Raw genomic sequence first — 12,145 nt, 5'->3', positions numbered from 1 at the left:
CTTAATACTCATACTTTTGAATAATCTCAAACTTGCCATTGACGTAGTTTGAGAGATACACTTGGTTTAAAAGTTGCGCATTGTGGTAAAAAAGAGGAATGTTATCCAGTGTGCGAGGTGAAACATGTTTGAGTTTATCTAAAAATTTGCTACGGGTAATGGTTCCATTAATAGAATTGAGTGCAGCGACTGTTGTTTTTGCTGCAAGGTACGCTTCGTATGAGACCAAAGAAGGTTTCTCATCAGGATAGTAAAATGCGAGGTTTTTCAAATACTCTACGGCTTCTTTAGAGTAGAAATCATCGTAAGAGGGAACAGTTTGCGAAAAGAGAATATTGTCGCCTTTTCCTTGTAACTCTCCCATTAAAGCATCTGCATTGACAAAGGAAATGGGACAAAAAATAATTTTTGAAGAACCATATTCTTTGACTTTCTCAATAAAACGTGCCGTTGGTTTATAGGCACCTACTAAGATGATAGCCTCAGGTTTTGCCGCTTCAATTTCATGGATAGCATGACGAATGGAGAGTGTATTGCGTTTATACGTGCCTTCAGCAATAAGTGATAAGTTACGTTTAGAGAGGGCATTTGTGAGTGCGATGTACCCCTCTTCACCATAATCATCATTTTGATAGAAGATCGCAAAGCGGGTGATATTTTTTTGTCTGGTGAGGTACTCCACCAAGGCATCAAGCTCATCGGTATAAGAGCTTCTGAAGTTGACAATGTTGTCGGTATCTTTGGTGCGTAGAAATAGCGCACCGGTATAAGGAGCAATGAAAGGAATGTTGCTTTCCACAATGATGGGAAGGACTCGCTTAACCGTTGGTGTTCCTACGAAGCCAAAAAGAGCAAAAACCTCGTCCTTGGTAATGAGTTTAATGGTGTTGCTAAACGTGTTTTCTGGCTCATATTTATCGTCATATTGGATAAATTCGATCTTTTTACCTTGAATTCCACCTCTGGCATTGGTATGACTAAAATAGGTATTTGCACCCACAACGATATCTCTGCCCAAGTGGCTATTGATACCACTTAGGGGAAGCGAGGCGCCCAATAGAATCGTATTTTTTTCATAGTTCTTATATTGTGGAGCAACCATAAAATAAAATAAGATAAGAAAGAGAGCAAAAAAGCTCAATACCAGAAAGTTTTTGTTTACCAAAATAAAGTCACCTTCATTGTTTGATGATAACTATTATAGCGGAAGAATATTAACGCAACCTATAGTGAAAAAAGCCCCTATAATTAGTTGTATATAAATATATATAACGATATGCAAGACGATAAACTTTCTCTTGTTAAGAGCCGTTTAAACCAATTCATTTTACAATTAGGTAAACAATGATTTACCAATATGGGAAACAAAATGCAAAAAGAGTATATTTTTTACGATAACATCGGCTTAGATTTTCCACTGAGTGAAGAGATAGAGCTTGTCAAAACGGCTTCTAAAGGCGAGTATCTCGTCTCCAATCACCCTGAGGCAGAAGCGATTATTTACGCACCAGAGATCAATTTCTACCTCAAACAATCCAACGATAGCATTGCACAAAAAATAAATAATGTTACAAAACTTTACGCAATGCGTGCTCTTGGATTTGATTTTGCACAAGATATGGACTATTCACAAGAAGTTGGCGATAAGGTTTTAATCGTCACTGAAGAGGTTAGTCATGAAGCATTGAAAGAAGAGTTAAGAGAGGATGACTTTACGGTCATGCTTCTTTCCCCATCGATGATTTTAGATGTGAATGGGCACATTGGAAATTTACATGTAACGCTTAAAAAAGAGGGCGAACTCCTTGAATTAGAGTGCGATCAAATCATTTGGTGGAATGCGCCCGTGTTTGCGATGAAACAAAGCGGTGTGTATGACCCCGCACTTCTTAGTTTGGAAGGTGCGCTTAAAAAGCTTCGTGACAACAAAGGCGAGTACCACTATAAAAACTATATTAGCTACGACCCTTCCATCTGCCAGTACCATGAAAGACGCGAAGAGATTTGCGGTAAATGTGCTGAGGTCTGTCCAACGGTTGCCATTTTAAAAGAGGATGAAGAGAAGCACTTGGCATTTTCACATATAGACTGTCATGGCTGTGGTGGTTGTATCAGTGTGTGCCCCAGTGGAGCACTTGATTATACGCAGATGCCACGCATTGCTTTTTCGCATTTGAGTGAGTATTTTAAAGGCTCAACAGCACTGATTATTCCGCATAAAATGGATTTAGGTTTGATTGACATTCCTTTGAAAGAGGGCGTTTTGCCACTTATGATTGAGGGTGAGAAGTATTTGCATGAAGCCCATTTGATGAATTTGCTTCAAACCAGCGGCAATCCGATTATTTTCTACACCGATTTTATCTCTAAAGGTACGGGTGACGTCATTCGCATTCTTAACGAAATTTTTGAGAGAAAGTACCATAAAAAAGCCATTTATGTCTGTGAAGACAGTGCTGATTTAGCACGTATTTTTGAAACGATTGAGAGTATTCCTGAGTGTATGTACGGCATCAATGAAGAGGGTCTTCGCAAACGAGAGATCTTCTCAGCACGCCTTGCGCATTTGGTGGGTGATGAAGATTTAGGTGTGGTGAAGACGGGTGAACATGTTCATTATGGCGACATCAAAATCGATGAGAGTAAGTGTACATTGTGTCTTAGCTGTGTGGGAGCGTGTAATGTTCGCGCACTCACAGCGCACCCTGAAGACAATTCACTTCGTTTTAATGCGTCCATTTGTACGAATTGTACCTATTGTGAAGTGACCTGTCCTGAACAAGGTTGTTTAACGGTCATACGCGATGAGATCAGCTTAAAACCGAGTTGGTTTTCGCAACGTATTATGGCAAAAGACGAACTCTTTACCTGTATTGAGTGTGGGACACCGTTTGCGACGGTTAAAGCGGTTGAAAAAATTGCAGCAGTCATGACGCCGCTTTTTGGTAATGATGAAGTGAAACTTCGAACGCTCTACTGCTGTGCAGCATGCAAACCCAAAGTGATGTTTAAAGCGCACATGGAAAATGAAACTAAAGGAATGAATGTATGAACAAAGAGGCGATCAATAAGGCAAGAGCCGTTTATTATGGGCTCTTTGCCTCCCTTTTGACGTTTTTTGACAATCCAAATGATCTTGGAATCATTCAAAAAACAATGGATGCACTGGCTCAGAATCCACTTGATGAAGAAAGTAAAGTCGCGTTTAGTAATATGCAAAATTTGCTTATTACTGGAGGCTATACGCTTTTAAAAGAGGAGAGCGATAAAGTCTTTTTTAGTCCTTACTCAGCGTATATTCCTGTCACCGCTTCATTTTTTGTAGAGAACAGAGACGATGGCAAAATGCGTCAAGAGATGGTGAAATACGTTTTAAGTTCCAACTACAGACGGGATAACGAGAAATTTAAAGAGTTGGAAGATCACATCGGTTTTATTGTTCTGTTTATGCAAAAAATGATCGAAGAAGAGCTCAGTGGCAATGAGAAGAGTGCACAACTAGCTCGTGAAGTTTTTGAGAAGATTTTAAATCCTTTTATTGATGAGTTTATCGCAGCTCTTCATGTTCATGAAGAGAGTCATTTTTACGAAGATTTCGCAGTTATCATGCAATCATTTATGGCACTTGAGAGACTTTATCTGGATGTGAAAAAACCTATACGAGAGAGTGAAACACCAAGAGTATTTACCAAAGAGTTTAAGAAACCCCATAAACAACTTACCCCAAGACCGAAGAAGAATATGGAAGAGTTTGTTCTCTAAAAAACTCTTAATACGCCTTTAAAGCAAAGCTTTAAAGACTACGTTAACACTGGGTTTTCAAAGACAGAAAGCCCACTTCCCATTGGTGCTTTATGTTCTATAAATATGCTAATTTTGCATAGTATTTATCTTTACATGTAAAGGGAGAGCGCTAAGGAAATCACGGTTTCTTTAGCGCTCTCTTTGGTACTCAAAGAGAAATTCTGCAAGGAGAAAATGACCATGCAAGATCAAAGAAGGAGTTTTCTTAAAAAAACTCTCGGCGCAAGTGCTGTTGTTGCCGCTGTTGGCGTTAGCGCAATTGCTAATGAAAACGGTGCAAAAATAGCAGGAAGTAATGGTGTTGTTAAGGGACACTCTAAGAAAAAAGAGATTCTCTACAAAAAAACAGCCAATTGGGACGCGTATTATCACGCGGCAGTCTAAGGAGATTAGATGAGTAAAGAGATGTTAAAAGACGCCTCTTTGCATATGGGACGACGATCATTTCTTAAAATGGCAGCGATCGGAGCGAGTTTTGGAGCAACAACAGCGTTTGCCTCCAGTGACTCAATCAGACCAGCTACTGAAGAAGAAGTGAAAAATCCTTTCCCAGGTTCAAAGAAAGTCAAAACGATTTGTAGTATCTGCTCGGCAGGTTGCGGTATTATCGCTGAAGTACAAAACGGTGTGTGGGTTCGCCAAGATGTGGCACAAGATCACCCGATTAGCCAAGGTAGCCACTGTTGTAAAGGCATTGACCAGATTGATTTGGTGAAAAGCAAACAACGTATTAAGTATCCTCTCAAAAAAGTCGATGGAAAATGGCAACGTATCAGTTGGGATCAAGCCGTTAATGAGATTTCAGAAAAAATGCTTAAAATGCGCGCCGAAAATGGCCCAGACATCGTAGAGTTTTTAGGTTCAGCGAAATTCAGCTTGCAACAATCTTACTATTTTAGAAAGTTTGCTGCAATGTGGGGAACAAACAATATTGACCACGTAGCTAGAATCTGACATAGTGCTTCCGTCGCAGGTGCTGCGAATACATTTGGATACGGTGCTATGACACAACAATTTGGTGATGCTGTAAACGCTAAGGTCATTATGATGATCGGTTGTAACTCAGCGGTTGCAAACCCAATTGGTTTTAAACACTTCTTACAAGCAAAAGACAGAGCGGGGACAAAATTGATCGTTGTTGATCCAATTTACACTCGTAGTGCTGCAAAAGCAGATCTCTACCTACGTATTCGTTCAGGTACAGACATTGCATTTGTGTACGGCATGCTCCATCTTATCTTCAAAAATGGTTGGGAAGATAAAGAATTTATCGATACGCGCTCTTATGCAATGGATCAAATCCGTGCAGAAGCTGCCAAATGGACACCGGAAGTTACTTCGGATGTTACAGGCATTCCGGTCGATCAAATTATTCAAGCAACCACACTGTTTGCAAAAAATAGCCCAAGCGCTATTGCATGGTCATTGGGTATTACACAACACAGTATTGGTTCTTCTAACACCAGAATCCTTCCAATCCTTCAAATTGCTCTGGGCAACATGGGTCGAAAAGGTGGTGGGCTTTACATTATTCGTGGACACGACAATGTTCAAGGTGCAACGGATATGGCAAACCTTGCTGATACGCTTCCTGGTTATTATGGCCTTGAAGATCCAGCATGGAAATACTTTGCGACATCTTGGGGCGTGGATTACGAATGGCTCAAAGGTCGTTTCTTTGAGAAAAAATGGATGAACGAAAAAGGCTTCTCTTTGGCTAAATGGTATCAAGGTGTTCTTCAAGAGGAAAAAACCTACTCTTCAAGTCCTATTCGTGCTGTTTGGATTCAAGGGACGGGCATTACCTCTATGTCTCAACAAGCCAAAATAAAAGAGGCGCTGGATAAAGTTGATTTAGTGGTGATTGCAGAGCCATTTGTCAATGAAGCAGCCGTTCTTACAAGCCGAAAAGACAATATCTACATCTTACCGGTTGCAACTCAATTTGAGAGCGAAGGAACCGTTACCGCAACGAACCGCTCTTCTCAATGGCGAACCAAAGTGGTTGAGCCGCTTTATGAGAGTAAACCAGACGAAGAGGTTATGTTCCTTTTTGCGAAAAAATTTGGTTTCTATGATGAGTTTGTTCGTGGTATGAAGATGGGTGTCAAAGAGGGTAAAGTCGTTCAAGTTAAAGAGGACTTTAAATGGCCAGATGATGCAACTAACGAAATCGCGCGTACCATTAAATCCATTGGTCTGAGTGGTTGGACGGCGGAACGTTTACGCGCGCATCAAGAAAACTGGCATATGTTTGATCCTGTAACACTCGAAGGTAAAGGACCTATGAAAGGTCAGTATTATGGACTTCCATGGCCATGTTGGGATGAAAAACACCCAGGCTCACCTATACTTTACAATCGAGATGTTCCCGTCAATGAAGGTGGTATGGGCTTTAGAAATCGCTTTGGCTTAGAACACAATGGTGTCAGTCAATTGGCCGATAAAAGCGTGACCGTTGCGGGCTCAAAAATTGAGGGTGGTTACCCACAACTCACTAAAGAGAACATTGAAAAAGTGCTTGGTATTACCCTTACCGAAGAAGAAAAAGCACAAATGGGTGGAAGCTGGGCGATGGACTTTAGCGGCATCATTCAGCAAAAAGCGCGTGAAGCTGGGGTTTGTGTGTATGGAAATGCACGTGCTCGTACGATTGTGTGGGAATTCCCAGATCCTGTGCCAATGCACAGAGAGCCGATCCACTCACCAAGATGGGATTTGGTTCAAAAATACCCAACGTATGAAGATCAGGCTAAAAACTTCCGTGTTGAGACAAAATATAAGTCTGAGCAACAAAAACAAGATTGGTCTAAAGAGTTTCCAACGATGTTGGTGAGCATGAGGGTGGTTAACCTCTCAGGAGCTGGTATGCTTGAGCGAACGAGTAAATACCTCTCCGCACTTACGCCAGAGATGTATGCCAATATTCACCCAGACTTAGCACTCAGTCATGGTATTAAAGATCGTGATATGATGTGGATTCATGCACCGCAAGGCACAAAAATCAAGGTCAAAGCGTATCACAATCAAAGCGTAACGCCAGATCGTATCTGCATGCCATACAACTTTTCAGGGGTGTTCCAAGGAACGGATCTGAGTGCCAATTATCCAGAAGGTACGAAACCGTATGCGATTGGTGAGAGTTCCAATACGATTACCAATTACGGTTTTGATGTGATTACGCAAATTTCAGAGTTCAACGCTGGTCTATGCCGCGTCGAGAAAGCATAGGGGGTGGATGATGAGTAATGATATGGCACGAATGAAATTCTTTTGTGATAATGATCGTTGTATCGAATGTTTTGCATGTATGGTTGCATGCGGCGAAGCCCATGAACTTCCAACAGGGATTAATCGCCGTAAAGTCATCACCCTCAATGAGGGTGTGATCGGTAAAGAGATCAGCACTTCCATTGCCTGCATGCATTGTACGGATGCTCCATGCGAGCAAGTGTGCCCAGTGGATTGTTTCTATATCAGAGAGGATGGTATCGTCCTTCATGATAAAAGCAAATGTATCGGTTGTGGTTACTGCTTGTACGCATGTCCGTTTGGTGCACCACAATTTCCAAGAGATGGTGCCTTTGGGCACAAGGGAGCTATGGATAAATGTACGATGTGTGCTGGCGGTCCATTAGAGACAAACTCCGTTCATGAGCGTGAACTTTACGGTCAAAACCGTATCGCTGAGGGCAAAGTTCCTATGTGTGCGGCCGTCTGCTCCACCAATGCCCTTTTGGTCGGAGATGCAGAGAGTGTCTCTGCCATATATCGTAAACGTGTTGTAGGTCGAGGTAAAGGTGCATTAAAGGTGCAATGAAAGGAGCAGCAATGAGAAAGAATCTACTGATGATCATTGCAGCTCTGAGTTTGGCAACAGTGGCATTTGCCACTGAGAGCCAAATCTGGGGTGAGATGCGCATACAAAATATTTTAGAATACGGCAAAGAGGGCAGTACCCACTTAGGACCTTTGTTTACCCTGTTGCAAAATAAATACTTTGCATGGATATTCCTAGGAGTCTTAATCGGAGTTCCTTTAGCCTTCTATATCCATTACCTGATTATAGGCCCCAAAGTGTTTCCACACAGTGCAAAGAAATACTATGCCTTTAATCTCTATAATCGAATAATCCACCAAGTAGCCGCAATAAGCTTTTTGGTGATTATACCCACAGGATTCATTATCGTTTTCGGTGACTTCTTTGGTGGTGGAACCTTTGTAAGAATGGCAAAGAACCTCCATGGTATCTTTACCATACCTTTCACTATTGTCGTCATTCCTATGGCTCTGATGTGGCTTAAAGAAGCACTCTTTAACATGGATGATGTCAAATGGTTTATGATCCTAGGAGGTTACCTCTCTAAAGAGAAAAAACCCATCCTAGCAGGGAAGTTTAATGCTGGTCAAAAGATGTGGTACTGGGTAGCAATACTTGGTGGTATTACCATGATCTTAAGTGGTGCATTCATGTTCTTCCTAGACTTTAAAATGCAAATGTTGCATGATCTCACAGGTCTATCTCAAATAGATATGTTAAGAGCAGCAGCGATTATCCATAATGTGATGGGCTTTGCAATCGTTGCAATGTTTATCACCCATGTGTATATGTCCATGTTTGCTATTAAAGGAGCAGTGCATAGTATTATTACTGGGTATGTTGAAGAAGAAGAAGTCAAGATTCTTCATAGTACATGGTATAAGAAACTGAGAGATCAGGGTAAGTTTTAATTTGACACGCTTTACAAGCTAAGCTTGAAAAGCTACGTTAAATACTAGGTCACTGAAGCTTGCCTCTTGCGAGGCAGAGTAAGTGCTTTACATGTAAAGAGTGAAGCCCCAGAAATGGGGCTTTTACTAGAGTGCTTTTTTACGAAATACGATAGGCGTAAATCCCGTTTCTCTTTTAAAAAAGCGACTAAAATACGCTGCATCTTCAAAGCCTAAATTAGTTGCAATTTCGTTTGAGTTCATTCCTGTATAAGAAAGAAGTCTTTTCGCTTCAATAATTGTTTTGGAGCGAATATACTCGCCACAAGGAATTCCTGTATACTCTTTAACTGCCTGATTAAGCACTTTGAGCGAAATTTTGAGTTTTTTTGCATAAAAGGCAGGTGTTTGAATTTTGTAATTATTGGTCTCTAAAAGAGTATTGAGTGAACCAAAAATGGTTGTATGGGTATGTTCATTGACAACATTGGGAAGAAGTCTTTGAACTTGAATGAGAAAGAGTTTGAGTAAGTTATTAATCGTACATTGTTTAAGCGTTTTGTCGCTTTGAAATTCTTCATGTAAGCTGAGTAATAATTCCACTAATGAACTATAGGCAGGTTCTTCTACTAATAAATAATCAAAATTAAAAATAGAGAGATTTTCTAAAAAAGTTTTTTCTTCAAAAATAGAGAGATCAAAACGAAGTAAAATACCGTGAAATTCTCCTGTATAAATAGGTAAGTGGATTTGAGAAGGTAACATCAAATACAATGAACCTTTTTGCATAGGTCGATCAATAAAATCAATTTTCATGACACCATTTGCATTGATAACAAAGATGATTTCGTAAAAAGGATGTCTATGGGAAGGGGTGGAGGTGTTCCAACGGGTAGAGGAGAATGTTGGATCTCTCCAATGAAAAAATTTTTATCTTCATTAGGGCTATTGGGATCGATATCATAAAAAAGTTTAATTTCGGTCGTCATGTATATTTCCTTTTCACATCCCAATAAAATATTGCCAGTTGTGATTTACTTCTGGTAATGTTGCAATTTACTATCTATACTGTACTTTCCAGCACCTAAAAAAACAATAACAAATGAACTTAAGAGATACAATAAAGGAAGTTCAATCATTAAACCTCCCGTTTTAGGATCAAGCATAAAAATTTTATCGCTTAATGCTAAAAAAATTGCTCCACACATGTTGATGCTAAATATGAAGGCACTGATACGTGTGTATAACCCAATTATTAATAAAATTGGAATAATAATCTCTCCAAAATAAACTCCATAGGCAAAAAAGTCTGGTAATCCAGCGTTGAAAACTAATGCTTTAATGCCACCAATGCCAGAATGAAACTTTTTAAATCCATGAAAAAGCATTAATATAGCGATGCTGAGACGTAACAGTAATTTTCCACTATCTTCATTGACAAAACATATTAATTTTTTTTCTAAAATAATCATAATAAACTCCTAAGCAATTTGATACTCAGGAGTATAACAACTTTATTCCGACGTTAAAATAGACTTTCACAGCAAATTATTGTATTTTCAAGTAAAAAAACTGTTTTAAAGTACAATAAAAACGGTTAAACTCTAGCATAAATTATTAACAACGATATGATGGCTTATACAATGGCTACAAACTTTAAATAAAAATAAAGCTTTTAGCCATTGTATAAGTCGTTTTCAAGGAGAGAGAAGAGAGGTCGCTTGGCGGTACAAACCTCTCTTCTTAGATAAAAATGGGCTAAAAAAATGTTATTTTTTGATGTCGTATTTAACGGTTACTTCATCACCTGATTTAATGGCACCGAACATGACTGAAGGAATCTCAAGACCAAATTCAGTCATTTTTACTTTAAAGCTACCAGAAACATGATCAAGTGTTAAAACCTCAGGTTTTAATGTTTCAGTTCGCTCTTTATCCAATACTTTGAACACACCCTTGATCGTACCAGCTGCAAGATCTGCATCAACCATTTTGAAGGTGATGACATTATTACGGTCAATTTTAAGGGTATCATAGGCTTTTTCATCCAGTCCCTCGTCACCGCTTTTTAGCGTCTTAATTTGAACAGAAACGTTCAATTTTGTGATTTTAGAACCATCATTTTCAAAAGCAACATCGGTTTTGTTAGAGACCATTTTCCAATCATGCAATGTAGATGTTCCATGAATCTCAATATTTTCCGCATAAACTAAGCCAGATAAAAGCAAAAGGCTACAAATCAATTTTTTCACATTAAATCCTTATAAAATTAGAAGCTAAGAGATGCATTGACCATAAAGCCGTTGAAGTCTGCTTTACCGCCATTATAGATTGAGAATTTCTCTCTCTCTTGTTTGATGTATTCAAGTTTCGCAACCGCATTTTTAGAGAGGAACCAACCAAGTGTTGCTTGGTATTGTGTTAACTCTGCATCACCAAGGTCGTTATAGCTATCATTGTATTTTTGAACGGCATTTTCATAACGAGCAGCTACCCAGAATTTGTCATTGTAAAAACGTTGTACAAGATCAATGGCATAATGGTCAACGTCAATAGATTTACCCATAGTGTCTTCAGCATTTATGATTTCATACATTCCATAAAGTTCTGTATCGTAATATTTTACAAAAAGATTGGTTTTAGAAGCGAAGACATCAGGAGCAGAGGAAAATTGTTTGGTACCCTTGTAATTAACATAATTTCTTGTAGGATCCCAACCAGAAGATAAAACAGCCGAATTAACCGTACCATAAACATTTCGAATAACATTACCCGCTTTATCACCTTCATATAAATCTTGTCTATTGACATCAGAAACATTATAAACAGATTCTGTAATTCTAAGTCTTAAATTGTCAGTATAGTCATGATCAAAGCCAATTTTTCCATAAACGGCATAAGTGTTACTTGTTGTACCATAGGTATCTGACTCAGCTGTATCTTGAGGATTAGCTTGACCATTTGTAATACCCACCATAACAAAAGAACTAATCGCAGGGATACGATAAAGTAATTCAATATGAGTACCTTGATCCTCGGCATCAACAGCTAAATTATTAATAAATGGATTTCTCATAACATTTGCATTATCGGTTCTTCTATATTGATCATCACCATAGTTAATGTCATTAACACCAATTTTAATGGTTGCATCTTTCATAAAGCCAGATAAAAACCCTGGAGCAATAAAATCAAGGTTATCAATGGTTGCATAACCACCTTTAACATAAGTCTCGTTGTGATGGTGTGATGCTAACATAGTTTGTAGTTTAACGTTAAAACCACTCATCACTTTCGCATTGATATCAAAGTTTGCACTTGGTAAGCTTAAAGCTGACTCTGCATCACCAACTCCTGCACCTGTATTACCTGGAACATTCCATGTATTAGCATCAACATGAGGTGCATACTTAGAGGCACTCCAAGCTTGATCTATTCCTTGATAATAAAATGATAAATCAACTGCAAAACTGACTTCTGGTTTACCATTAAAAGCAGAAGTGTCTTTTTCTGGTTCAAATTGTTGAACAATCTTAGCACTCGCCAAAGTGCCACAAACAACGGTACTTAATAGTACAACAGCGAATTTTTTCATTGTAATTCCTCCAAAATTTAATTTCAGATAAATTAT

12 protein-coding genes are annotated in these 12,145 nt (G+C 39.0%); 6 read left to right on the top strand and 6 right to left on the bottom strand.

What is annotated here, in order from left to right:
* Position 1 precedes the first annotated feature (1 nt).
* A complete protein-coding gene (locus Sdiek1_RS13175) occupies positions 2-1,057 on the bottom strand; it encodes an ABC transporter substrate-binding protein (protein ID WP_238099023.1) in 1,056 nt (351 codons plus the stop codon).
* Between the two features lie 312 nt (positions 1,058-1,369).
* Between Sdiek1_RS13175 and Sdiek1_RS13170 the strand changes: the two genes are divergently transcribed.
* From Sdiek1_RS13170 to Sdiek1_RS13145, 6 genes are all read left to right on the top strand, one after another.
* Complete coding sequence (locus Sdiek1_RS13170) at positions 1,370-3,052, top strand: 4Fe-4S dicluster domain-containing protein (RefSeq protein ID WP_087439519.1); 1,683 nt, start codon at positions 1,370-1,372, stop codon at positions 3,050-3,052.
* Complete coding sequence (locus tag Sdiek1_RS13165) at positions 3,049-3,762, top strand: TorD/DmsD family molecular chaperone (protein WP_087439518.1); 714 nt, start codon at positions 3,049-3,051, stop codon at positions 3,760-3,762. The genes Sdiek1_RS13170 and Sdiek1_RS13165 overlap by 4 nt, the downstream gene beginning before the upstream one ends.
* A gap of 222 nt (positions 3,763-3,984) precedes the next feature.
* Positions 3,985-4,188 carry a twin-arginine translocation signal domain-containing protein gene (locus Sdiek1_RS13160; protein WP_087439912.1) on the top strand — a complete coding sequence of 68 codons (204 nt, stop codon included), beginning with the start codon at positions 3,985-3,987 and terminating at the stop codon, positions 4,186-4,188.
* 21 nt (positions 4,189-4,209) lie between these two features.
* The gene (locus Sdiek1_RS13155; protein WP_439951346.1) at positions 4,210-7,035 is read left to right on the top strand and encodes a formate dehydrogenase subunit alpha; all 2,826 of its coding nucleotides are present in this window, start codon (positions 4,210-4,212) and stop codon (positions 7,033-7,035) included.
* Between the two features lie 22 nt (positions 7,036-7,057).
* Positions 7,058-7,624: a formate dehydrogenase FDH3 subunit beta gene (fdh3B, locus tag Sdiek1_RS13150; RefSeq protein ID WP_087439911.1), complete on the top strand. Its 567-nt coding sequence runs from the start codon at positions 7,058-7,060 to the stop codon at positions 7,622-7,624.
* 11 nt (positions 7,625-7,635) lie between these two features.
* Positions 7,636-8,535 (top strand): formate dehydrogenase subunit gamma, encoded by a 900-nt coding sequence (locus tag Sdiek1_RS13145; RefSeq protein ID WP_087439487.1) that lies wholly within the window; start codon positions 7,636-7,638, stop codon positions 8,533-8,535.
* A 126-nt stretch (positions 8,536-8,661) separates the two neighbouring features.
* On the opposite strand, the gene Sdiek1_RS13140 is transcribed toward Sdiek1_RS13145, so the two are convergent.
* The 5 genes from Sdiek1_RS13140 to Sdiek1_RS13125 all read right to left on the bottom strand — a co-directional run bounded on the left by Sdiek1_RS13140 (position 8,662) and on the right by Sdiek1_RS13125 (position 12,109).
* Positions 8,662-9,348, bottom strand: coding sequence for a helix-turn-helix domain-containing protein (locus Sdiek1_RS13140; RefSeq protein WP_238099320.1), 687 nt, complete (start codon positions 9,346-9,348; stop codon positions 8,662-8,664).
* Positions 9,327-9,503, bottom strand: coding sequence for a hypothetical protein (locus tag Sdiek1_RS14885; protein ID WP_161492050.1), 177 nt, complete (start codon positions 9,501-9,503; stop codon positions 9,327-9,329). The genes Sdiek1_RS13140 and Sdiek1_RS14885 overlap by 22 nt, the downstream gene beginning before the upstream one ends.
* A gap of 45 nt (positions 9,504-9,548) precedes the next feature.
* A complete protein-coding gene (locus Sdiek1_RS13135) occupies positions 9,549-9,986 on the bottom strand; it encodes a DoxX family protein (protein ID WP_087439515.1) in 438 nt (145 codons plus the stop codon).
* A gap of 297 nt (positions 9,987-10,283) precedes the next feature.
* Positions 10,284-10,766 carry a YceI family protein gene (locus Sdiek1_RS13130; RefSeq protein WP_087439514.1) on the bottom strand — a complete coding sequence of 161 codons (483 nt, stop codon included), beginning with the start codon at positions 10,764-10,766 and terminating at the stop codon, positions 10,284-10,286.
* A 17-nt stretch (positions 10,767-10,783) separates the two neighbouring features.
* Complete coding sequence (locus Sdiek1_RS13125) at positions 10,784-12,109, bottom strand: hypothetical protein (protein WP_087439513.1); 1,326 nt, start codon at positions 12,107-12,109, stop codon at positions 10,784-10,786.
* Between the last annotated feature and the right edge of the window lie 36 nt (positions 12,110-12,145).

It is taken from the genome of Sulfurospirillum diekertiae (genome assembly GCF_002162315.1).
GTDB lineage: Bacteria > Campylobacterota > Campylobacteria > Campylobacterales > Sulfurospirillaceae > Sulfurospirillum.
The sequence above is the reverse complement of the archived record's forward strand: the minus strand, read 5'-3'. Positions and strand labels throughout refer to the sequence as shown.

Coding starts and splice junctions, on each gene's coding strand:
- Sdiek1_RS13170 (WP_087439519.1), top strand. CDS start 1,370: ATGCAAAAAGAGTATATTTTTTACGATAACATCGGCTTAGATTTTCCA.
- Sdiek1_RS13165 (WP_087439518.1), top strand. CDS start 3,049: ATGAACAAAGAGGCGATCAATAAGGCAAGAGCCGTTTATTATGGGCTC.
- Sdiek1_RS13160 (WP_087439912.1), top strand. CDS start 3,985: ATGCAAGATCAAAGAAGGAGTTTTCTTAAAAAAACTCTCGGCGCAAGT.
- fdh3B (WP_087439911.1), top strand. CDS start 7,058: ATGGCACGAATGAAATTCTTTTGTGATAATGATCGTTGTATCGAATGT.
- Sdiek1_RS13145 (WP_087439487.1), top strand. CDS start 7,636: ATGAGAAAGAATCTACTGATGATCATTGCAGCTCTGAGTTTGGCAACA.
- Sdiek1_RS14885 (WP_161492050.1), bottom strand. CDS start 9,503: ATGACGACCGAAATTAAACTTTTTTATGATATCGATCCCAATAGCCCT.
- Sdiek1_RS13135 (WP_087439515.1), bottom strand. CDS start 9,986: ATGATTATTTTAGAAAAAAAATTAATATGTTTTGTCAATGAAGATAGT.
- Sdiek1_RS13125 (WP_087439513.1), bottom strand. CDS start 12,109: ATGAAAAAATTCGCTGTTGTACTATTAAGTACCGTTGTTTGTGGCACT.